The sequence below is a fragment of the Saccharopolyspora sp. NFXS83 genome (assembly GCF_026241095.1).
GTDB lineage: Bacteria > Actinomycetota > Actinomycetes > Mycobacteriales > Pseudonocardiaceae > Saccharopolyspora_C.
The window spans coordinates 176,992-199,155 of the sequence record NZ_JAPFGB010000001.1 but is presented as its reverse complement, the minus strand read 5'-3'; the positions used below and the strand labels follow the sequence as shown (position 1 = coordinate 199,155).

The 22,164-nt window shown below is 70.3% G+C and carries 21 protein-coding genes and 3 tRNA genes; 10 read left to right on the top strand and 14 right to left on the bottom strand.

Translation table 11 applies throughout. From position 1 onward, the window contains the following. The first annotated feature begins 35 nt into the window (after positions 1–35). The 7 genes from OOZ19_RS01015 to OOZ19_RS00985 all read left to right on the top strand — a co-directional run bounded on the left by OOZ19_RS01015 (position 36) and on the right by OOZ19_RS00985 (position 6,866). Entirely contained in the window at positions 36–1,838 is a 1,803-nt protein-coding gene (locus OOZ19_RS01015; RefSeq protein WP_266087160.1) for an FtsK/SpoIIIE domain-containing protein, read from the top strand. A gap of 141 nt (positions 1,839–1,979) precedes the next feature. Continuing rightward, positions 1,980–2,237 carry a hypothetical protein gene (locus OOZ19_RS01010; protein WP_266087158.1) on the top strand — a complete coding sequence of 86 codons (258 nt, stop codon included), beginning with the start codon at positions 1,980–1,982 and terminating at the stop codon, positions 2,235–2,237. An 86-nt stretch (positions 2,238–2,323) separates the two neighbouring features. After that, entirely contained in the window at positions 2,324–2,923 is a 600-nt protein-coding gene (locus tag OOZ19_RS01005) for a GGDEF domain-containing protein (protein ID WP_266087156.1), read from the top strand. Between the two features lie 11 nt (positions 2,924–2,934). Further along, a complete protein-coding gene (locus OOZ19_RS01000) occupies positions 2,935–3,945 on the top strand; it encodes a bifunctional DNA primase/polymerase (protein ID WP_266087154.1) in 1,011 nt (336 codons plus the stop codon). Between the two features lie 29 nt (positions 3,946–3,974). Continuing rightward, positions 3,975–5,225, top strand: coding sequence for a DUF3631 domain-containing protein (locus OOZ19_RS00995; protein WP_266087152.1), 1,251 nt, complete (start codon positions 3,975–3,977; stop codon positions 5,223–5,225). Beyond that, the gene (locus tag OOZ19_RS00990) at positions 5,222–5,521 is read left to right on the top strand and encodes a helix-turn-helix domain-containing protein (protein ID WP_266087150.1); all 300 of its coding nucleotides are present in this window, start codon (positions 5,222–5,224) and stop codon (positions 5,519–5,521) included. Before OOZ19_RS00995 ends, OOZ19_RS00990 begins: the two co-directional genes overlap by 4 nt. 10 nt (positions 5,522–5,531) lie before the next feature. After that, entirely contained in the window at positions 5,532–6,866 is a 1,335-nt protein-coding gene (locus OOZ19_RS00985; RefSeq protein WP_266087147.1) for a tyrosine-type recombinase/integrase, read from the top strand. Between the two features lie 68 nt (positions 6,867–6,934). On the opposite strand, the gene OOZ19_RS00980 is transcribed toward OOZ19_RS00985, so the two are convergent. The 10 genes from OOZ19_RS00980 to OOZ19_RS00935 form a co-directional block, all read right to left on the bottom strand. Further along, positions 6,935–7,008, bottom strand: a tRNA-Phe gene (locus OOZ19_RS00980). A gap of 28 nt (positions 7,009–7,036) precedes the next feature. After that, positions 7,037–7,113: transfer RNA gene (locus OOZ19_RS00975), tRNA-Asp, on the bottom strand. A gap of 16 nt (positions 7,114–7,129) precedes the next feature. After that, positions 7,130–7,202, bottom strand: a tRNA-Glu gene (locus tag OOZ19_RS00970). A 314-nt stretch (positions 7,203–7,516) separates the two neighbouring features. Next, positions 7,517–8,128: a ScbR family autoregulator-binding transcription factor gene (locus tag OOZ19_RS00965; RefSeq protein ID WP_266087145.1), complete on the bottom strand. Its 612-nt coding sequence runs from the start codon at positions 8,126–8,128 to the stop codon at positions 7,517–7,519. Between the two features lie 505 nt (positions 8,129–8,633). Next, complete coding sequence (locus tag OOZ19_RS00960) at positions 8,634–8,873, bottom strand: hypothetical protein (RefSeq protein ID WP_266087143.1); 240 nt, start codon at positions 8,871–8,873, stop codon at positions 8,634–8,636. Positions 8,874–9,098: 225 nt separating this feature from the next. Further along, positions 9,099–10,388: an arabinosyltransferase C-terminal domain-containing protein gene (locus OOZ19_RS00955; protein WP_266087141.1), complete on the bottom strand. Its 1,290-nt coding sequence runs from the start codon at positions 10,386–10,388 to the stop codon at positions 9,099–9,101. Next, complete coding sequence (locus OOZ19_RS00950; RefSeq protein WP_266087139.1) at positions 10,376–10,726, bottom strand: arabinosyltransferase domain-containing protein; 351 nt, start codon at positions 10,724–10,726, stop codon at positions 10,376–10,378. Before OOZ19_RS00950 ends, OOZ19_RS00955 begins: the two co-directional genes overlap by 13 nt. Before the next feature lie 88 nt (positions 10,727–10,814). Continuing rightward, a complete protein-coding gene (locus tag OOZ19_RS00945) occupies positions 10,815–11,588 on the bottom strand; it encodes an arabinosyltransferase domain-containing protein (protein WP_266087137.1) in 774 nt (257 codons plus the stop codon). A gap of 15 nt (positions 11,589–11,603) precedes the next feature. Then, positions 11,604–11,846 (bottom strand): hypothetical protein, encoded by a 243-nt coding sequence (locus OOZ19_RS00940; protein WP_266087135.1) that lies wholly within the window; start codon positions 11,844–11,846, stop codon positions 11,604–11,606. 18 nt (positions 11,847–11,864) lie between these two features. Then, on the bottom strand, positions 11,865–12,194 hold the full coding sequence (locus tag OOZ19_RS00935; RefSeq protein WP_266087133.1) for a hypothetical protein: 330 nt from the start codon (positions 12,192–12,194) through the stop codon (positions 11,865–11,867). Between the two features lie 304 nt (positions 12,195–12,498). On the opposite strand from OOZ19_RS00935, the gene OOZ19_RS00930 reads away from it, so the two are divergent. Beyond that, positions 12,499–12,981: a hypothetical protein gene (locus tag OOZ19_RS00930; protein ID WP_266087131.1), complete on the top strand. Its 483-nt coding sequence runs from the start codon at positions 12,499–12,501 to the stop codon at positions 12,979–12,981. 508 nt (positions 12,982–13,489) lie between these two features. Here the strand turns inward: OOZ19_RS00930 and OOZ19_RS00925 are convergent. The 3 genes from OOZ19_RS00925 to OOZ19_RS00915 all read right to left on the bottom strand — a co-directional run bounded on the left by OOZ19_RS00925 (position 13,490) and on the right by OOZ19_RS00915 (position 18,442). Then, positions 13,490–14,641: an acyl-CoA dehydrogenase family protein gene (locus OOZ19_RS00925; RefSeq protein ID WP_266087129.1), complete on the bottom strand. Its 1,152-nt coding sequence runs from the start codon at positions 14,639–14,641 to the stop codon at positions 13,490–13,492. A gap of 1 nt (position 14,642) precedes the next feature. Next, positions 14,643–16,664, bottom strand: a complete 2,022-nt coding sequence (locus OOZ19_RS00920) for an acetyl/propionyl/methylcrotonyl-CoA carboxylase subunit alpha (RefSeq protein WP_266087127.1) — start codon at positions 16,662–16,664, stop codon at positions 14,643–14,645. A gap of 164 nt (positions 16,665–16,828) precedes the next feature. Then, positions 16,829–18,442: a carboxyl transferase domain-containing protein gene (locus OOZ19_RS00915; RefSeq protein WP_266087124.1), complete on the bottom strand. Its 1,614-nt coding sequence runs from the start codon at positions 18,440–18,442 to the stop codon at positions 16,829–16,831. Positions 18,443–18,543: 101 nt separating this feature from the next. Here OOZ19_RS00915 and OOZ19_RS00910 point away from each other — a divergent pair, with 101 nt between their 5' ends. Further along, a complete protein-coding gene (locus tag OOZ19_RS00910) occupies positions 18,544–19,113 on the top strand; it encodes an SACE_7040 family transcriptional regulator (protein ID WP_266087122.1) in 570 nt (189 codons plus the stop codon). A gap of 129 nt (positions 19,114–19,242) precedes the next feature. On the opposite strand, the gene OOZ19_RS00905 is transcribed toward OOZ19_RS00910, so the two are convergent. Next, entirely contained in the window at positions 19,243–20,040 is a 798-nt protein-coding gene (locus OOZ19_RS00905) for a DUF427 domain-containing protein (RefSeq protein WP_266087120.1), read from the bottom strand. A 224-nt stretch (positions 20,041–20,264) separates the two neighbouring features. Here OOZ19_RS00905 and ctaD point away from each other — a divergent pair, with 224 nt between their 5' ends. Further along, entirely contained in the window at positions 20,265–21,974 is a 1,710-nt protein-coding gene (gene ctaD / locus OOZ19_RS00900) for an aa3-type cytochrome oxidase subunit I (RefSeq protein WP_266087118.1), read from the top strand. Positions 21,975–22,164: the final 190 nt, after the last annotated feature.

Here is a 22,164-nt window from a genome sequence, read left to right as displayed (position 1 = left end):
GCATCGTCGCGCGAGTTCCTCAAGGGATTCTCCGGTTGCTGCGCGCCTTGCTCAACTGGGTCACCGACGCCGAAGGACGTCCGGTCCGGTATGCCTCCGCTCGACGGGAGGACGCCGCCGAGTACCTGAAGCTGTCCCAGCAGCGGGACGGTCGGGTCCGTGCAAGAGCTGTGATCGCCACCGGCCTCGGCGCTGCGAGCGTCGTAGCGATCTTCCTGGTGCGGGAGCTGCTGCCGGAGATCGCGCAGTGGGTCTTCGTCACTGCTGCTCTCGCCGGTCTGGGCTGGTTGGGAGCGCCTGCTGACAAGCCGATCGCGAGCCGGGCAGTGGAGTCCACCAAGGTCCCCAAGCTCACCTCCGGCGCAGTCGAAACCGCACTGGCATCCCTGGGCATTTCGCTGATCAACCAGGCTTTGGGCAAGGGCGGCACGGGAGTGGGCTTCCCGCGTCCGATCGCTCGCGACGGAAAGGGGTGGCGTGCGGACATCGACCTGCCGCCGGGGGTGACACCGGGCGACATCATGGAGCGTCGCGCCAAGCTCGCCTCCGGACTCCGGCGCCCGTTGGGCTGTGTGTGGCCGGAGGCTGACAACGCCGAGCATGCCGGGCGCTTGGTGCTGTGGGTGGGGGATCAGGACATGCGCAAAGCCACCCAACCCGCCTGGGCACTACGCAAGGGCAACCGGGTCGATCTGTTCCAGTCGCAGCCGTTCGGCACCGATCAGCGCGGCCGGTGGGTCGATCTGCGGTTGATGTTCACCTCCGTGGTCATCGGCGCGATTCCCCGCATGGGCAAGACATTCGCCCTGCGCGAGCTGCTGCTCATCGCCGCCCTCGACCCCCGGGCCGAGCTCCACACCTACGACCTGAAAGGCACCGGCGACCTCGATCCACTGGAACCCGTCACCCACGTGCACGGCGTCGGGGACGAGCCGGAGGAGATAGACCAGGCCGTCACTGACCTGCGCGGACTGCGCGATGAGCTGCGTCGCCGGGCGAAGCTGATCCGCGATCTGGCGAAGAACGGAAAGGCGCCGGAGAACAAGGTCACGCCTGACCTGGCCAGCAAGAAGAGCTTGCGGCTGCATCCGATCGTCATCGGGGTGGATGAATGCCAGGTGTGGTTCGAGCACCCCGATTTCGGCGAAGAGCTGGAGGCGATCTGCACCGACCTGGTCAAGCGAGGCCCGGCACTCGGGATCATCTTGATGCTCGCCACCCAACGCCCGGATGCGAAGTCCCTGCCGACCGGGATCAGCGCGAACGTGTCGACCCGGTTTTGCCTGAAGGTCCAGGGGCAGACCGAGAACGACATGGTGTTGGGCACCTCGAAGTACAAGCAAGGCGTCCGGGCCACGACGTTCGCGTGGGAAGACAAGGGCATCGGCTACCTCGTCGGCGAAGGCTCGGAGGCGCAGATCGTGCGGACGGTCGCGGGGCTCGACGGTCCGGCCGCTGAGAAGGTCGTGGCCTACGCCCGGAACCTCCGCGAACAGGCCGGAACCCTCACTGGTCACGCGATCGGCGAGCAGCTTCAGTCCGAACAGGACTCCCGCCGGGACACGCTGCTCGAAGACGTCCTCACCGTGGTGCCGGAGACCGAGAAGAAGGTCTGGAACGAACGAGTCATCGCACGCCTCTACGAACTGCGACCCGACGTCTACGGCACCTACCGGGAAGCCGCCGACCTCACCGCCGCCTTGAAGCGGCACGGCATCCGCACCGCCCAGGTCTGGGGCACCACCGACGAAGGCAAAGGCGCTAGCCGCATCGGCATCACCCGCGCCGACATCACCGAAAAAGTCGCAGAGCGTAACCGTCATCGTGACGCCGGATAGCCCGGCGTGGGCCTCTAGCCCTAGACGGTGCCGCCTCTAGGTCTAGAGACCCCGCTAGACACCTCTCTCTTTCCTCACCAGCGCCCTAGCCCCTAGAGGCGCCTGGGCCGACGCGTGCCAAAAACCGCCAGGAGGCCATCCATGACCCCCACCGACTCGGCAACGGCGTTCCTGTTCGCCGCCCTACTGGTAATCACTCTCGGTTACGCGGCGAGCTGCAAGATCTGGCCGTTCAAGGCCTGCCGGACCTGCGGAGGCACGGGCAAGCTCCGCTCCCCGTTCATCCGGGCCATCCGCCACTGCCCGCGCTGCCGCGCCACCGGGCTGCGCCCCCGGATCGGGCTGAAGGCATGGAACGCCTACCGCCGCCTGCACCACAGCAACCGCCGCAACCGCTGACGAAGGACCGCGGTCCCGCCCGGCTTCCTCTGGCCGGAGTCCGGCCGGGCGGGACCACTTCACCCCCTGCGCAGGAGGCGCACCAGATGTTCGCAGAGATCACCTTGCCACTGGCTACCACCGGTTGGGCGGCAGTCGCCACCGCGACCGCCGTCGCGCTTCACCGGCGCGTGCACACCGACGAACTGACCGGCATCGGCAACAGGGCCGCACTCCGGCGCCATGCCCGCCGCACCCGTCGATCGGGACTGGTGGGAGTGCTGCTGATCGACCTCGACCGCTTCAAGGTCATCAACGACACCCACGGCCACGACTTCGGCAACGACGTCCTGACCGCCGTCGCCGCCCGCCTCGCGGAGAACACCGCACCCGGCGAGCGAGCCGTCCGGCTGCACGGCGATGAGTTCGCCATCCACCTCGGACGTACGAATCGCCAAGACGCCGTGCGCCGGACAAACGAGATCACGGCCGCCCTCGCCGACCCCCTCGACGTGCGCGGTCACCAGATCACCGCGCTCGGCAGCGTCGGGCTCACCGTCGCCGCAGCCGGCACCCCGCTCGGCGACCTGCTCGGCGCGGCCGATCGCCGCATGTACCGGGCCAAGCACGCCCGCCGGATGCCCGCTCTGCGCACCGGCAGACCACGTCGCACCCGCGACCTGCCGCCGCCCGACCACGCCGCATGAAGGAGGAGACCATGACGACTTCCCTCGAACTCGCCACCTGGCTCGCGCGCCACGGGCTGCACGTCTTCCCCTTGCGACCGGGCAGCAAGCGCCCGTTCGGCAACTGCACTCGCTGCAAGGCCGAGCAGTGCGTCCCGGCGGACTGCTCGTGCTTGACCACCGATCGCCCGTGCCACGGCTACCTCTCGGCCAGCACGGACCTGGGTCAGATCCGGCGCTGGTGGTCGCGGGCTCCGCGAGCGAACGTCGGCATCAGCACCGGTCCTTCCGGGTTGGTTGTGCTCGACCTCGACCGCAAGCCCAAGCCAGCCGCGTCCGCCGCGCACGACGTGCCCACCTCCGTCGCGAACGGGTTGGAAGCACTGCACGCCATCACCGCGGCTGAAGGCGTGATCTGGCCGGAGACGCTGACTGTCGAGACCCCCAGCGAAGGACGGCACCTGTACTTCCTCGCCCCAGACGGGCTGGAAGTTGGCAGCGACGCAACCGGCAGGGTCGGGCACCAGATCGACATCCGCGCGGACGGCGGCTACGTCGTCGCACCGGGATGCGAGATCACCGCACCGCCTGAAGACCGCTTCGGCCGCTACGAGCGGGTTTCGTTCGGGATCGAGATCGCCTCGCTACCGGAGTGGCTGAAGCCGCGGGTCGCTCGCCCGGCTCCGGTGATCGAGCCGGTGACAGCTCCCAACCTTCCGCCCGGTCCGAGCGGCGACCATGCGCCCGGCTACTGGCGGCGGGTCTGGGACGCCGAGCTGCACAAGGTCGAAACCCGCGACGGGGAGCGCTGGCGGCTCGTCTACGCCTCCGCCCGGCGTCTGGCGAACCTCGCCGTGCACGACGCCGCGCCGTGGTCCGAACACGACGCGATCGGCGCCCTGGTGGACGCCGCGATCCGCCGCCGCCAGCGCACCGGCAAACCCCTCGAAGAAGCCACCGCCCGACGCAACGCATCCCGTGGCTGGCAGCGCGGCAGCCACGACGGACCGGAATCCCTGCTCGGACTCGGCCGCACCGCATGACCGCCCCCGACTCCATCGGAGATAGCTCGATGACACCCCAGCCCGCCCGAACCGGTGCCGCACTGCTCGACGAACTGCACGCGGCCCTGACCCGCTACGTGGTCCTGCCCAGTCCGCAGGCCACCAACGCCGTGACGCTGTGGATCGCCGCCAGCCACGCACAACCGGCCTGGGCGCACGCGCCCCGCCTGGTGATCCGCGCGCCTGAGAAGCGCTGCGGGAAGTCCCGACTGCTCGACGTCGTGGAAGCCACTTGCCATGACCCGTTCCTGACCGTCAACGCCAGCCCCGCCGCCGTCTACCGATCCATCACCGAAGACCCGCCGACCATGCTCGTCGACGAGGCCGACACCATCTTCGGCCCGAACGCCGACGGCAACGAAGACCTGCGCGGACTGCTCAACGCCGGGCACCAGCGCAACCGCCCCGCCAAGCGCTACGACGCCGCCACCAACCGCGTCGAATCCATCCCCACGTTCGCGATGGCCGCCCTTGCCGGAATCGGCACTATGCCCGACACCATCGAAGACCGAGCCGTCATCATCCGGATGCGTCGCCGAGCGCCGGGCGAATCGGTACTTCCCTACCGGCACCGCCGTGACCGGCCGCTTCTCCTGGAACTCGCCGAGCGAGTCGGCAACTGGCTCCGCAGCGATCTCCCGGCGCTCGAACGCGCGGTGCCCACGATGCCCGTCGAAGACCGCGCCGCCGATACCTGGGAACCGCTCATCACCGTCGCCGACCATGCGGGCGGCGACTGGCCGGACCGAGCACGACAAGCGGCCCTGACGCTCATCGCCGAGGCCCAGGGCGACAACGAAGGGACGCTGCGCACCCGCCTGCTGGTGGACTGCCGAACCGGCTTCGGCGATCACAACGAGATCGCCAGCGCGGAACTCATCCGCCACCTCAACGCCGACCCCGAAGCACCGTGGCGGGATTACGGCTCCCAAGGACTCACCCAAGCCAAGCTCGCCAGGCTCCTAGGCGAATTCGACATCCGCTCAGGCAACGTCCGCTTCCCGGATGGCAGCCAATCCAAGGGCTACCGCCGCAGTGACTTCCTCGACGCCTGGAACCGCTACTGCTCGCCCTCCGGGGGTGAGCCGTCCCGGACGTCCCAAGCGTCGCCGCCCAGCTCTACGCGGGACGCCTTCCTGCTCCGGGACGGATCGAAGCGTCCCGGCGAAGCCAGCCGTCCCAGCCTGACCAGCCTCGGGACGACCGGGACGTCTGGGACGGGCACCCCCGCCAGCACCAACGAAAGGGGTGCAGCGTGACCGACCGAGCCACCGAGATCGCCAGCACGCTCGCCAAGCTCGCCGCTCTGCTCGCCGAAGAGGACAAGCCCGAGCCCCAAGCCGAGGTCCGTTCCCTCCCGGCGCGTGTGCTCCTCACCGTCGAGGAAGCCGCCGAACGACTCGGCATCGGCCGCACCACCACCTACGCCCTGGTGCGCTCCGGCGAACTCGACTCCGTCCGCATCGGCCGACTACGCCGCATCCCCAAGGAGGCCATCGATCAGTACGCCGCACGACTCGTCCAGGACCAGCCCGACCAGCAGCGCGCAGCCTGAGGAGATCCGGATGAACGACAAAGCGGACAAGCCGAAGAAGGCTCGAAACGCCAACGGCCGGTCGAGCATCTACCTGGGCAAGGATGGCTACTGGCACGGGCGAGTGAGCATGGGCGTCGGTGACGACGGCAAGCCCGTCCGGCCCCACGTCAAGCGCAAGGCCAAGGAAGACGTCGTCGAGGAGGTGAGCCGACTCGAACGCGCGCGGGACGAGGGCCGTCCCGCGAAGACCCGGCACGGAAAGTTCCGGCTCGTCGAGGATCTGCTGGTCCATTGGGTGGAGGAGATCGCACCGCTGACCGTCCGGTACAAGACGCTGCTCGGGTACCGCACGGCGATCTACAAGCACTTGGTGCCCGGCATCGGCGCCCACCGGCTCGATCACATCCAGGAACACCCGGAGTACTTCGAGAAGCTGTACCGGAAGCTCCTCCAAGCTGGGTTCAAACCAGCCACCGTTCACCAGGTGCATCGGACCGGCCGGACCGCGTTCGGGGAGGCGCTTCGCCGCGGCTACATCAACCGCAACCCGTTGGCGCTCGCCAAGGCTCCCCGGGTGGAGGAAGAGGAGATCGAGCCGCTGGAGCCGGACGAGGTTCAGCAGGTTCTCAAGGCAGCCTTGGAGCGCCGGAACGGTGTCCGGTACGTCGTCGCTCTCGCCCTGGGAATCCGGCAGGGCGAGGCCCTCGGCCTCAAGTGGCCCCGGCTCGACCGCCGGAGGAAAGCGCTGAAGATCCGAGAAGCCATCCAGCGCCGGACTTGGGAGCACGGGTGCTCCGACCCGCACGCGTGCGGCGCGAAGTACCACAAGGTCAAGCCCTGCCCGAAGCAGTGCAAGCGGCACACCCGAGCTTGCCCGCCACCGTGCCCGGCGGACTGCACCGACCACGCCCGGTGGTGCCCGCAGCGCCGGGGCGGCGGCCTGGTCCTGGTGGAGCTGAAGTCTTCGGCGGGCCGACGCTCGATCGGGCTGCCTGACGAGCTGTTCAACATGCTCTTGCGACACGAAGAGCAACAGCAGGCCGAGCGGGAGCTAGCCGGTAACGAGTGGCACGAGGGCGGGTTCATGTTCACCCAGCCCAACGGCAAGCCGCTCGATCCGCGACGGGACCTCGACGAGTGGAAGGAACTGCTGACCGAAGCAGGGGTGCGGGAGGCCCGGCTGCACGACGCACGTCACACCGCGGCGACCACGTTGCTGATCCTCGGCGTGCCCGACCGGACCGTGATGGATCTGATGGGCTGGTCGACCCCGACGATGAAGAAGCGCTACATGCACGTCACTGACGAGATCCGGCGGGACGTGGCCTCACAGCTCAACGGGTTCTTCTGGGGCCGCGACTGAGACCCCCAACTGAGACCAAGAAGCCCCACCGGAACCCGGTGGGGCTTGCTTGTGCCAGCTCAAGAGCGTGGCCAGGGGCGGGGTCGAACCGCCGACCTTCCGCTTTTCAGGCGGACGCTCGTACCAACTGAGCTACCTGGCCATGGCGGCCGGCTCTCAACCGAACGCTCTGGCGACCCAGACGGGACTTGAACCCGCGACCTCCGCCGTGACAGGGCGGCGCGCTAACCAACTGCGCCACTGGGCCATGTTCTGTTGTTGCGTACCCCCAACGGGATTCGAACCCGCGCTACCGCCTTGAAAGGGCGGCGTCCTAGGCCGCTAGACGATGGGGGCTTGGCCGATTCGACACCGACCCGGCCTTACCTCCAACCGGCTTTTCCCTTTCGGGGCGCCCCGTTGGCAGTGATGAAAGCTTACGACACGCCTCCAAGGGCCTCGCACCGGGGGGTGCTTAAGCGGCGCGAGCTCGCCGCACGCTCGCCCCGGCGAGCGCGGCCACGGTCGAGTGTAGCGACCTGACCAGCTTTTTTCACTCGGCCGGCAACTCATCCGGACGGGGCTCGACGGAGCGGGGTCACCGCGAAAACAGGGCTGCGGGCCCGCCCGGGAGGGGTTCGGGGCGAAAATCGATCTTTGTGACGACGGTCTCAGCTTGGACGCGGGGCGGCGGCCGGGACCGAGGGGTTGTCCCGCAACCAGTCAGCGGTGGCGATGCCCCCGAGGACGAGCCGCCAGATCTCGCCGGTCTGCTGAGCCACGCCGATCGCGCGGCTCGCGCTCAGCACGCGGACGCCGACGAGCGTGGCGTAGAGGACGCGGGTGGCGGCCACGGGATCGACCTCGGGGCGCAGCAGGCCGTTCTCCGCGGAACTCCGCAGCAGGCCGGCGAGCAGCTGCTCCCAGCGGGTCACGGTGTCCTGGTCCCGCATCGCGAGCCGGGCTCCGGCGCGGACGACCACGTCGTGCTCCAGGATCCGGACCACTTCGTCGACGAGTTCGACGGCGGTGGACAGCGGATCGAGACCTCGGGACGTCCAGCGCTGCCAGATCTTGGACCACACCTGGGCCTGGAAGCGCACGAGCGCGGCTGCGACGGCGTCCTTGGACGGGAAGTGGAAGTAGAACGCGCCCTTCGTGACGCCGCTTCGACGGAGGATCGCGCTCAGCGGGGTGGCGTCGAAGCCGACGCGGTCGAACTCCTCGGCAGCAGCGACGACGATGGCACGGCGGGTGACTTGCGCCCGACGCTGCTGGGGCATGGCACGGCTCCGGCGGCTGGAGTGTCGGCCATGCTCAGCGCGAGATCTCGGCGTTAACTAGATCCGGTGACACGGCCCACGAAAGGATGATCAACTACGCCACGCGAAGTTACCCCGCCGCCCCTGCACGTGCCCATCCGCCGTTCCCGTGTCCCGTCGGTGATCTTGCTGGAACCGACCGGTGACCTGGAGGGAACGCGAAAGAAACCGCACGGTATGTTTTCACCGAGCCCGCCGCTGGGCTCGACGTCTTCCCGCGAGGCGAGCCACCGGGGGGTGCCCGCCCTCGCGGGAAGACAGCCCTACTTCGACAGCGTCGAGCCCTCGTCCCAGCGCTACCGACTCGCCGCCCGGACGCCGGCACGGCCGGTGCCCAGCGATGTCGCCGCCGATCACCACCTACCCGCGCGGGCAACTGCTCGCCCGAACCGGTCACCGCTCGCGCCCACGCCGGACCAGCGCCGACCCGGTCGAGGTGATCGGCTCCGAGCGCTGCGGAGACGGCTCACTGCGTGACCGGCGGCTCGCCGTCCTCGTCCGGGACAAGCCCGAGCATGTCCAGCAGCAGGCGGCAGTCCTCGGCGTCCTCCGAACTGCGCGCCACCGCGACCCTCGCTCGGTGCACCTGGTCGTCGGTGATCCCGGAGGGCTCGCCGCTGCGCGGCGCAGGCACCACCGAGGCTGATCGGCTAGCGGTTTCTTCCTGCTGCGACAAGAACTTCCGTACGTCCAGCGACCCGTACATGGTGCCTCCCCGGCTCGGGTTTCGGCCGCAGGTTATCCACAGCTTGTACACAGCCGCAGCCCCCCACAGAGTGATTCGCTCGAGACGCTGCGTAATCGTTCGGGCTGTTTCGATCCACTTCGGACCCGTCGACCGTCCAAGCCGAACCGGACGTCTCGTCCACTCTGGAAGATGGCCGTCGCCGACCCCCTGCCGCCGCCGGGAGGTCCGCCCGGCGAACCGGGATCACCGCAGTTCGTGAGACCGCTGCCCGAGCCGAGCGCTCGACCGCGGGGTGAGCCCGCCGCGCCTGGCGGGACGAGCCGCGGACGTGCCGGTCGAGCGCGCGGGCTCGTGCACCTCGTGCCCGAGCGCGGGCGGGGACTGCTCTTTCCGGGTGGATCGAGCGGGTACGCGTGATCGCGGAGGGCGGCGGCCGACTCCCACTCGCCCAACGGTGGCCCGGGGGCGGACCTTCGAGTGAAGCTTGCTGGCGTTTGGGCGATACAAGTAACAACGGGTAGCAACGTTTCCCGGCTGTCCCTCCCAATAACGGGAAAGCCATGCCACAATCGTGAAGCTGACCCACCCCCGGTCAGCGACTGTGGAGATCCCCTCCGACCCCCGCGCTCCTCCCCCTGGCGTGGGGGTCCTCCGCTGTCCGAGGTACCTGGCCCCGGGGTGCGAGCGCCGATCAGTCGCTCGACCTCGCCGCGCCGTCCGGATAGCCCAGCGGAGTCCGGTCGCCTTCCCAGCCACGAACGGGGCCGGCCCGGCGAAACCGAGGTAGCCGGGCGGGGTCAGCAGCGTCGTCGGCGCCTGCGCCGGACCGCCCGCGACCCGTGGCGGGAAGTCCCACACCATCGCCCAGTCCACGTAGACCGAACCGCCGAGCGAGGCCCGCAATGGCACCACGTCGCGCAGCCGCGGGCCGGTGGTGGCGAGCCAGCCGCCGCCGTCGGTGGTGGCGTCGGTGGCGAAGATGCGCGCGGTGTTCGCGCCCGCGGGCACATCGGCGGCTCCGACCTGCGCTTCCCGCCAGTCGGGGCGGTCTTGCGGTGCGTCCTCGACGACGCGGTCGCTGGGGTAGGTGCGGCGTTCGTCGTCGTCCTTCCAGGAGTCGTCGAGCACCCGCCGCCCGATCGGCCGCGAGTCCCGGCCGAACTCCAGGACGAGCCGGTTGCCGTCGCCGGTGCGCCCGGCCACCGACAGCGCGACCTCCTGGTCCGGCGACGGCGGCGGCAGCGCGAACCAGCGGCTGGTGAGCTCGCCCGTCGAGGCACCACCGCTGTCGAGGCTGCCCCACAGGTAGGTGGCGCTGCCGGTGCCCGGCGGTGCGGGCGGCGTCTGGAACTCCGGGTAGCCGCCGCGTTCGACGAAGCCGCGGGACCGGTCGGCGATGCCGCAGTCTCCGCCGGTCAGGTGCCCGATGTTCTGCGCGCCGACCGAGTAGCCGCCGAACTGCCGGAACGGGGCGACCACGAACGACACCAGCAGCACCGCCACGCCGAGCACCACAGCCGTCACGCCCAGCATGGCGGGCACCCGGCCGAGCGCCGCCCGCCGAGCAGCAGCACGACCGCGGTGAGCGCGAGCCACGGCAGCGGGCCGTCGAACGGCGCGAACGGGGTCTCCGCGTGCGGCACCCCGAAGTCCGAGTGCAGGAACCACTCGTTGCGGCCCGCGAACGCCACGCTGATCCCGACCACGAGCAGCACGGTCCCGATCAGGCCGACGAGCTCGTCGCGCGCCGCCACCAGCAGCACCACCGACACCGTCAGCGCGAGCGCGCCGAAACCCGCGAGCGCGCCGAAGTAGTGCGTCCACTTCGACGGGGTCAGCCACAACATGCCCAGCCCCACCGCGAACGCCACCGGCGCCACGTGCGCGGTGCGCAGTCCGGTGAGCGCCCGGTTCCCGCCGCGAGCAGCAGCACCGCGCAGGCCAGCAGCGGCAGCGTGATCAGCACCGGCGGCCGAGGCCGCCTTGTTCGTCGTCGAAGCCGAGCAGGTACTCGTAGCGCCGGATCTCCTCGAACCACGGCACGTTCGGCCCGTAGAACCGGTGCAGTTCGGTGGCCCGGCCGACCCCGTACCAGGACTGGTCGGCGAACATCGCCACCAGCCCGACCGCGCCGACGCAGGCCAGCAGCGCGATCGCCCCGTACGGCGAGCCCCCGGCGCGCAGCGTCCGCCAGATCCGAGGGGCCAGCAGGAGCAGCGGGGCGGTCGCGGTCACGCCGACCGGGTTGACGGCGACGGTGAGTCCCGCCGCCAACGCGCCGCAGCCCAGCAGCAGCCCGTTCTCCCGCCGGGTACCGCGCAGCACGCAGGTCAGCACGACAGTGGCGCCGAACGCGACGAACGGCTCCGGGCGCACTCCGAGGTCGAACGGCAGCCACCAGAGCAGCAACGCGCCGGCGAGCAGCGAGCGCACGCGGCCGAGGCGGGCGTGTCCGGGCAGCAGCACCGGCAGCGCGCCGCGGCTCGGCAGCAGCCAGGTCAGGAATCCGGCGATGAGGCTCGGCAGCCGCAGCACCAGCGGGTTCGCCTGCAGGGAGATCAGCGGTTCGACGAGGAGGAGCACCGCGGTGAACGGGGATTCGGCACCGTTCTCCCAGCGGTAGTAGTTCGTGAACGCGCCGGAGTGCAGCGCGGTGCGCTCGATGCCCTCGGTGAAGCCGTCGTCGGGGGTGCGGGGGCCGAGCACCGCCCAGATCAGCAAGGTGGCGAGCACGCCGAGGTCCAGCGGTCAGGAACCGATCCGCCGACGCCGCCCGGCGGCTCCGGCCGCGTCGGCAGGTACGTGCTGATCGGCTCGCGCACTTCCGCCGGGGAGGGGCTCGTCGCCGGACCGGTCCGCGGGCCTGCGGCGCCGGTCGACGCGGGCGAGCAGGGTGAGCGCGGCGCCGGCGAGGGCGAGCTGCGCGCCGATCAGCGCGATCTTCGCGCCGGTGGGCGAGTTCTCGAACCAGGTGCTGGTGCGGGCGCGCACCGCCAGGCCGCGGGCCTGCTACGCGGGGAGGTCCGTGGTGAACGCGAAGACCTCCCGCACCCGGTCACCGGGCAGCGCCGTGGTGTCCGGGCCGATCCGCAACGTGCTCCCCGCGCCGGCGGCGTCGAGCCGCACCGAGCAGTCACCGGCGGGGATCGGTCCGCGGTGCACTTGTTTGCCACCGACCTGCACCAGCAGATCACCGTCCGCGGTGAGCACCGCGAAGCCCGTCGACGGCGCGCCCGGCCGGGTGCTCGCGACCAACGTCGTCGGCCCCGATTCCCGTTGCCCTGCGCGCACGACCGGGCACGGCACGTCGAGGTGCGTCTCGGCGGGCGCGTAGGGCACGAAAAAAAGCCGTGGTCGATTCCGGGGCGGCTCCCGCTCGCGGCCACGTCACCGTGGTCTCGTCGGCGAGCACCGGTGCGAACGGCAGCAGCAGCGCGGCGAGCACGCCGAGAACGCCGATCACCAGCGACGATCCCGAACGCAGCGGAAGCGGCGCGGCGCTCGCGCGGATGCGCGGGGGCGGCTCGTTCACCCGTGGAGACTCCCACTCCGGCCGCCCGCGGGGGCGCGGTACGTCCGACACGCCGCCATGAATGCGGACACAGCACTCCATGTTTCGCAACAGAACCGTTATCGTGTGCGCGTGGCTCTAGGACGAATCAAGACCGGACGCCGGCAGCAGGATCAGCGGGGCAAGTCCGCCAACCAGCAGCAGGCCAACGAGCCGGATCACGAACTCGACTCGTACCTCGCGGCCCTGGCCCCGAAGGACGACCTCGAAACCACCGGCACCGGCCGTGGTTTCGGCGGGGCGGAGGTCCACCAGCTGCGGTTGCCGCTGATGGCCAACGAGCAGCTCAAGGAGCTCGCGGCCCGGCAAGGCACCTCGCCTGGTGCGCTGGCTCGGGACTGGGTGATGCAGCACCTGTCGCAAGCCGCCGAACCGGAACCGGTGCTGCCGGAACCGCCGCGCGGCCCGGTGCAGCACGGGCAGCCCGACGGGACGCCCGCTTGGCCCCAGCAGGAAGCGGGTTACGGGCAGCAGCCCGGCTACGACCCCTACGCCTACGCCTACGGCGGCGAGACCGACGCCGAGATCACGGTCCCGCGCGAACGCATCCGCTGATCCCCGACCGCGCGCCCTGACGGGCGGCCGATACCCCCGACCAAACCCCCGAAACCCGACTACACCCCCCGAAAACCTCCGGCTCTGCCGGCAGAGGCGCCCCCCGACCGCCTCTGCCGGCAGTTTTGTTGGTGTTTGAGGGGGCTGGGCTCGTTCTGCTTGGGTGGTCGTTCAGCGGAACCTCAGCGTCCTTCTCGCTGCGGGATCTTTTTCCCAAGTGGCTCCGCCACGAGGGAAAAAGCCGTCCTCGCGAGAAGGACGCTGAGAACCCGCGAGTGACCGAGTTTTCGACGTGGGCTATGCGCTTCGCGCATCCAGGCACGGCCTTCGGCCGCGAGGCAGGCATCGCTTCGCTTGCCCACTGCACGGCTTCGCCGCAAAGGCACGGCCTTCGGCCGCAAGGCAGGCATCGCTTCGCTCGCCCACTGCATGGCTTCGCCGCAAAGGCACGGCCTTCGGCCGCTGGGCACGGCTTCTGCTTTCTTGTGGGGCTACGTCGCCGCGCGGGTCACAGGCCGAGTTCTCGGGCGATCAGCATGCGTTGGACCTCGCTGGTTCCTTCGCCGATCTCCAGGATCTTGGCGTCGCGGTAGAAGCGGCCCACGGGGGTTTCGTTCATGAAGCCGTAGCCGCCGAAGATCTGAGTGGCGTCGCGGGCGTTGTCCATCGCGGCGTTGGACGAGGTGAGCTTCGCCAGCGCGGCCTGCTTGCGGAACGGTTCGCCGCGCAGCATCCGGGACGCGGCGTCGTAGTAGGCGAGCCGCGCGTTGTACGCGCGCAGCTCCATGTCGGCGATCTTGAACTGGATCGCCTGGTACTCGCCGATGTGGTGGCCGAACGCTTCGCGTTCGCCCGCGTAGCGCAGGCACTCGTCCACGCATCCCTGGGCGAGCCCGGTGCCGAGCGCGGCGATGGCGATGCGGCCCTCGCTGAGGATGGACAGGAACTGCGCGTAGCCCCGGCCGCGTTCGCCGAGCAGGTTCGCGGCGGGCACGCGGCAGTCGTCGAAGGCCAGCTCGTGAGTGTCGGAGGCGTTCCAGCCGACCTTGGAGTACTTGGGCGCGACGGTGAACCCGGGCGTGCCGGAGGGCACGATGATCGTGGAGATCTCCTTGCCGCCGTCGGGTTTGGTGCCGGTGACGGCGGTGACGGTGACGAACGCGGTGATGTCCGTTCCGGAGTTCGTGATGAACGCCTTGGAACCGTTGAGGACCCACTGGTCGCCGTCGAGCACAGCGGTGGTGCGGGTGGCTCCGGCGTCGGAGCCACCGCCGGGTTCGGTGAGCCCGAACGCGCCGAGGACCTCCGCTCCGCACAGCCTGGGCAGCCACTCCCGCTGCTGCTCGGCGGTGCCGAAGCGGTAGATCGGCATGGTGCCGAGGGACACGCCCGCTTCGAGCGTGATCGCCACCGACGAGTCGACCCGCGCGAGCTCTTCCAGCGCCAGGCACAGCGTGAAGTAGTCGCCGCCCATGCCGCCGTGCTCCTCGTCGACGGGCAGCCCGAACAGGCCCATCGATCCCATGGTCCGCACCAGCGGGTACGGGAACTCCTCGCGCTCGTAGTAGCCGCCGATGACGGGCGCGATCTCCTTGCGCGCGAAGGTCCGCACCGAGTCGCGCAGCGCTTCGTGGTCTTCGCCGAGCCGGTGGTCGATCATGTCAGGGCTCCTCGGGATGAGAGGGGTGGGCGGTGAGCACGGCGAGCGCTTCGTCGAGCGCCACCGGTGTTCCGGTGCGGGCGGCGACCGAGGTGACGGTCCCGTCCAGCGGGGCGGTGACGGTGTGCTCCATCTTCATCGCCTCCACCACGAACAACGTCTGTCCTTTTCGGACTTCTTGGCCCGCGGTGATCTCGACGGACAGCACGGTCCCCGGCATCGGGCTGGTGATCGCACCGCCCGAACCGGCGCCGCGTTCGGCGCGTTCGGCGAGCAGCCGGTGCTCGGTGACGGCCCAGGTGCGGCCGTCCGCGGCGAGCCAGGTGGTGTCGCCGTCGCGCGCCCAGCGGTAGCGGCGGACGAGGGAGCGGTAGGTGACGGTGAGCCGGTCGCCGTGCAGCACCGCGCTCGCCGGTCCCGCCTCGCCGTCCAGCGAGACCTCCGCGTCGGCCGCGCGACCGCGCACCCGGACCTCGGCGTCGGCGTAGCGCCACACGCTCCAGGCGGGTTCGCCGAGCCGCCAACCGCCGGGCACGTCCCACGGGTCGACGACGGCGGCGGGTTCGGCGGCGGCGAGGTCGGCGAGCGCCGCGGCGACCAGCACCTCCGGGCGCACCGGGTCGGCGGAGAGCTCCGCCAGGTTCCGCTCGACGAGCCCGGTGTCGAGTTCGCCCGCGCGCACCTCGGGGTGGCCGAGCAGCGCTCGCAGGAACGCGACGTTCGTGGTCACGCCGAGCACCGCGGTCTCGGCCAGCGCGGCGTCGAGCCTGCGCAGCGCAGCGCCGCGATCCGGGCCCCAGGTGATCACCTTGGCCAGCATCGGGTCGTAGTCCGAGCCGACGATCGTGCCCGCCGAGATGCCGGAATCGACCCGCGCACCGGCGGGTTCGTGCACCGCCAGCACCCGCCCGCCGCTGGGCAGGAAACCGCGGGCGGGGTCTTCGGCGTAGACGCGGGCCTCCACGGCGTGACCCTCCAGCGACAGGTCCTCCTGCGCGAACGGCAGCCGCTCGCCCCCGGCGATCCGGACCTGCCACTCGACGAGGTCGAAGCCGCGCCGGCCGCCGACGGTGGTGACGAGCTCGGTCACCGGGTGCTCCACCTGCAGCCGGGTGTTCATCTCCATGAAGAAGAAGTCCTCCGGCCGGTCGGCGGAGACGATGAACTCCACGGTGCCCGCGCCGACGTAGCCGACCGAGCGCGCGACGGAGACCGCGGCGGCCCCGATGCGCTGCCGGGTCTGCTCGTCGAGCAACGCCGACGGCGCCTCTTCGATGATCTTCTGGTGGCGGCGCTGCAGGCTGCACTCGCGTTCACCGAGGTGCACCACGCCGCCGTGCGCGTCGGCGAGGACCTGCACCTCGATGTGCCGGGGACGGGCTACGAAGCGCTCCACGAACAGCGTGTCGTCGCCGAAGGCCGCGCCCGCCTCCCGCCGGGCCGAGACGATCTGCGCGGGCAGCTCCGCGGGGTCCGACACCAGCCGCATGCCCTTCCCGCCGCCACCCGCGGAAGGCTTGAGCAGCACCGGGAACCCCACGTCGCGCGCGGCGCCGACCAGGTCGGCGTCGGTCATGTCCGGGTCGCTGCGGCCGGGCACGACGGGCACGCCGGCTTCGGTGACGGTGGCCTTGGCGCGGATCTTGTCGCCCATCGCCTCGATCGCCGCGGCCGGTGGCCCGATGAACAGGAGCCCGGCTTCGGCGCAGGCTCGCGCGAACTCGGTGTTCTCGGACAGGAATCCGTAGCCGGGGTGCACGGCCTGCGCCCCGGAGCGCACCGCCGCGTCCACGACCCGCCGCACGGACAGGTAGCTCTGCGCGGCGCTGCTCGGTCCGATGTGGACGGAGGTGTCGGCTTCGGCGACGTGCCGGGCGTCGCGATCGGCGTCGCTGTGCACGGCGATGGCCCGGATGCCCAGCGCACGCAGGGTGCGGATCACCCGCACCGCGATCTCACCGCGGTTCGCCACCAGCACCGCATCGATCCGGCCACCCTCGGCCGGCACCGCCTCGCTCGCCACCGCACTCACCTCGTTCCGTTGGCACACATGGACAATCCCGTTGAACCCAGCTCGATCCCGGTCGTTCGCCCTGCCAGCGGCGGAACCGCTGAGCAGCGACCACCGGCGGGTCTCAGCGGTTGAGGTTCCGCTGAGCGACCAGCTACGCAGACCATTCCGAGAAGTCACATCCGGAAGACGCCGTAGCCGACCGGGTCCAGCGGCGCGTTCGCCGCGACCGACAGCGCAAGCCCCAGCACGGACCGGGTCTGCTTCGGGTCGATCACGCCGTCGTCCCACAACCGCGCCGTCGAGTAGTACGGATGCCCCTGCTGCTCGTACTGCTCGCGGATGGGGTTCTTGAACTCGTCCTCGGCCTCGTCGGACCAGTGCTCGCCGCGCGCGTCGAACTGGTCGCGGCGCACGGTGGCCAGCACCGACGCGGCCTGCTCCCCACCCATCACGGAGACCCGCGCGTTCGGCCACATCCACAGGAACCGCGGCGAATACGCGCGCCCGCACATCGAGTAGTTGCCCGCGCCGAACGAGCCGCCGATGACCACGGTGAACTTCGGCACCCGCGCGCAGGCCACGGCGGTGACCATCTTCGCGCCGTGCTTGGCGATGCCGCCCGCCTCGTACTCCTGGCCGACCATGAACCCGGAGATGTTCTGCAGGAACACCAGCGGGATCGAGCGCTTGTCGCAGAGCTCGATGAAGTGCGCGCCCTTGAGCGCCGACTCGCCGAACAAGATCCCGTTGTTGGCGACGATCCCCACCGGATGCCCGTGCAGCCGGGCGAAGCCGGTGACCAGCGTGGTGCCGTAGTCGCGCTTGAACTCCTGGAACCGGCTGCCGTCGACGATCCGCGCGATGACCTCGTGCACGTCGTAGGGGGTGCGGCTGTCAGTGGGCACGGCGGCGTAGAGGTCGTCCGGGGACACCGCGGGCTCCTCGGGCGCCAGCACCTCCCACGGCCGCGGCGCGCGCGGACCGAGGGTGTCGACGATGGAGCGCACGATGCGCAGCGCGTCCGCGTCGTCCTCCGCGAGGTGGTCGGTGACGCCGGAGGTCCGCGAGTGCAGGTCGCCGCCGCCGAGCTCCTCGGCGGTCACCTCGGCGCCGGTCGCGGCCTTCACCAGCGGCGGGCCGCCGAGGAAGATCGTGCCCTGCTCGCGCACGATCACCGCTTCATCGCTCATCGCGGGCACGTAGGCGCCGCCTGCGGTGCAGGAGCCGAGCACGGCGGCGATCTGCGGGATGCCGCGCGCGGACATGGTGGCCTGGTTGAAGAAGATCCGCCCGAAGTGCTCGCGGTCCGGGAACACCTCGTCCTGCCTGGGTAGGAACGCGCCACCGGAGTCCACCAGGTACAAGCAGGGCAGGTTGTTGTGCAGCGCGACCTCTTGGGCGCGCAGGTGCTTCTTGACCGTCATCGGGTAGTAGGTGCCGCCCTTGACGGTGGCGTCGTTGGCGACGATCACGCATTCGCGCCCGGAGACGCGGCCGATGCCGGTGATGATCCCCGCCGATGGCGCGTCCCCGTCGTAGAGCTCGTGCGCGGCCAGCGGGGACAGCTCCAGGAACGGCGAGCCCCGGTCCAGCAGCGCGTCCACCCGGTCGCGGGGCAGCAGCTTGCCGCGGTCGACGTGACGCAGGCGGGACTTCTCCGGGCCGCCGAGCCGGGTCGTCGCGAGCCGGGCGTTGAGGTCGTCGACCAGCGCCGCGTGCTCGGCGGCGAACCGGGCGGGCCGTTCGGCCTCCGCATCGATCGTGCTGGTCAGGACGGGCGCATCCACCGACGTTCCTCCCGCTCAGGCTGAATCCGGTCGAGTTAGTCATCGTTAACTGCTGCCCAGATGTTAACGACGACTAACCTCGGCGTCTAGTATCGGCGCCGATGACCGAACCGGCCACCTCCCGACCGAGCCGCCGCGAGCAGATCCTCGACGCCGCGGCGGAGCTGTTCGCGCGCTACGGATTCCACGGCGTGGGCATCGACGACATCGGCCGGGCCGTCGGCATCTCCGGCCCTGCGCTGTACCGGCACTTCCGCGGCAAGGACGCGATGCTCGCCGAGATGCTCACCGGCATCAGCGACCGACTGCTCGACGCCGGGCGCAGCCGGGCGAGCTCCACCGCCGAACCGCTGCGCACGCTGGACGAACTGGTGCGCAGGCACGTCGAGTTCGCCCTCACCAACCCGGCGCTCATCAGCGTGCACCTGCGCGACCTGGACAGCCTCGCCGCGGACGAGCGGCACCGCGTTCGAGAGGCCCAGCGCGGCTACGTGGAGGTGTGGGTGGAAGTGCTGCGCCTGGCGCGGCCCGAGCTCGATCCGGCCACCGCGCGCGCCACCGTGCACGCGGTGCTCGGCCTGATCAACTCCACGCCTTACAGCGCGCACCTCGGCACCGCCGCCATGACCGCGCTGCTGCACCGCATGGCCATGTCCGCACTGACCGGCTGAGGCGTCCGCTGGTCTCGTCGCTCGGGCGGCCGGGTGGCGGAACCTCAGCTGCGGTACCGGTGGGCAGAGTGGTCGCTGCTCAGCGGCTTCGCCGCTGACGAGCCAACGATCACGCTCACGGACAGGACCTCAAAACGGTTCGCCGTCGATCTCGGTGGTGAGGCCCTCGGCCAGGAAGCAGAGCCGGTCGGCGATGGCGAGGGCGCCGTCGAGCGGCTCCGGGTACGACCACGCCGCGTCCGGCAGGCGCTGCTCGCCCGCCCGCAGCGTCGCGTAGGAGGCGGTGCCCTTGTACGGGCAGGTGGTGTGCGTCGCGCTCGGCTCCAGCAGCTCGGTGCGCACGTCCTCGCGGGGCAGGTAGTAGCGGTTCGGCAACCCCGTCTCGGACAGCAGCTTCGCGCGCCTGCTCTCCGCGACGACCACGTCCCCGGCCAGCACCCGCACGTGCCTGCCGGTGCCGCGGACGTCGACCCGGTGGTACGGGTCGCGGATGTGGGCGAAGACCTCCTCGTCCTCGTCGAACCAGGCGTCCATCGAGCCCCAGTAGAGGGCGACGAGGCCCTCCAGCCACGGCGCCGCCTCCGTCGGCCGCGGGTAGTGCCACATCGCGTTCTCCGCGATCCGATCGCCCGCCCGCACCGAGTGGTACGCCGCGTCGCCCTTGAACGGGCAGTGCGTGCTGTGCGAGGTCGGTTGCAGCAGGTCCGTCCGCACGTCCTCGGCGGGCACGTAGAGCTGCGGGAGCAGGTTGCTCTCGTGCAGCAGCCGCGCGCGATCGCTGTCGAGCACCACCTCACCTCCGAACAGCGCCCGGACCCTGCGCGGGAAGTCGTGCAGGAACAACCGGTGCGGGGGTCCGTCGATCCGGTAGTTGACCGCCTCCGGCGGGCGAGTCATGAGCGGTCCGCCGCCCAAGGTCAGTGCCATGTGGTTCCCTCCGAGTTCCTGCCCGCCGCACCAGGCGGCGCGGCGGCGTCGATGACGAGCCGAGCAGACCGGGCGCTCCCGCTCAAGGACCGGTCGTCCCGAGTCCGGCCGCGGACCGGATTGCCGCTCCTCCGGACCGGGTCAAGACTGGACGACGAGGCCTCGTTCGCGCAGCTCAGCAGCGACCTAGCCGATCAGCGGAGCCCACTTCCAGAGGAGCACGCATGGCCACCGTGCACGAACGGCCGTCCCCGATCCCGACCCGCGCGCACAGCGTCGAGCACCCGGCGAAGGGCGCCAAGCTCCTCGGCATGCTGGGCACCACCGACCCGAAGGAGATCGGCAAGCTCTACCTGGCCACGGCCTTCGGCTTCTTCATCGTCGGCGGAGCGATGGCCCTGCTCATCCGCGGCGAACTGGCCCAGCCGGGACTCCAGTTCCTGTCCCAGGAGCAGTACAACCAGCTGTTCACCATGCACGGCACGATCATGCTGCTGCTGTTCGCGACGCCGATCGTGTTCGGCTTCGCGAACATCATCCTGCCGCTGCAGATCGGCGCCCCCGACGTGGCGTTCCCGCGGCTCAACGCGTTCTCGTACTGGTTGTTCCTGTTCGGCGGGCTGATGGTCGTGAGCGGGCTGGTGATGCCGGGCGGGGCGGCGGACTTCGGCTGGACCGCGTACGCGCCGCTGTCGCGCTCGATCTACAGCGGGGGCCTCGGCGGCGACCTGTGGATCACGGGACTGCTGGTCAGCGGGCTGGGCACCATCCTCGGCGGGGTCAACATGATCACGACGACGGTGTGCATGCGCGCTCCGGGCATGACGATGTGGCGGATGCCGATCTTCACCTGGAACATCCTGGTGACCAGCATCCTGATCCTGATGGCGTTCCCGATCCTGACCGCCGCGCTGTTCGGGTTGCTAGCGGACCGGCACTTCGGGGCGCACGTGTTCGACCCGGCCACCGGCGGGGCGATCGCCTACCAGCACCTGTTCTGGTTCTTCGGGCATCCGGAGGTCTACATCGTGGCGCTGCCGTTCTTCGGCATCGTCACCGAGATCCTCCCCGTGTTCAGCCGCAAACCCCTGTTCGGCTACACCGGCCTGGTGTACGCGACGCTGCTCATCGGGGTGCTGTCGGTGGTGGTGTGGGCGCACCACATGTTCGCGACCGGCGCGGTGCTGCTGCCGTTCTTCTCGTTCACGACGTTCCTGATCGCGGTGCCGACGGGGGTGAAGTTCTTCAACTGGATCGGCACGATGTGGCGCGGGCAGATCACGTTCGAGACGCCCATGCTGTTCGCCGTCGGGTTCCTGGCGACGTTCCTGCTGGGCGGGCTCACCGGTGTGCTGCTGGCCGCGCCGCCGCTGGACTTCCACGTGCACGACACGTACTTCGTGGTGGCGCACTTCCACTACGTGCTGTTCGGGACGATCGTGTTCGCGGTGTTCGCCGGCATGTACTTCTGGTTCCCGAAGATGACCGGCCGGATGATGGACGAACGCCTCGGCAAGATCCACTTCTGGCTCACGTTCATCGGTTTCCACACGACGTTCCTGGTGCAGCACTGGCTGGGCGGGGCGGGCATGCCGCGGCGCTACGCGGACTACCTGCCCACGGACGGCTTCACCGGCATGAACGTCGCCTCGACCGTGGGCGCGTTCATCCTGGGCGCCTCGATGCTGCCGTTCCTGTGGAACGTGTTCGCCAGCTACCGGTTCGGGACGAAGGCCGACGTGGACGACCCGTGGGGGCACGGGAACTCGCTGGAGTGGGCGACGTCCTGCCCGCCGCCTCGGCACAACTTCACGGAGCTGCCGCGCATCCGGTCGGTCCGGCCCGCGTTCGAGCTGCACTACCCGCACATGCGGCGCCGGATGGAGGTGGAGGCGCACGTGGGCGGCCGGCACTCCGCTTCCGAAGAGGTGTGATCTCGCGAATCGCGCGGTGATCTCCGGGAAACGATTCCCGCGCGGTGCGCGGCGCATTCACAGATCAACTCGCGGACCCGTCGCAATGGATCATCTCGAGGCGCCTCCGCTATCGGGATTCAAACGTCCACAAAGGACAACGGGACGAATTGGGCACACTGCACAACGCGGCACGCCCGACGAACTGACC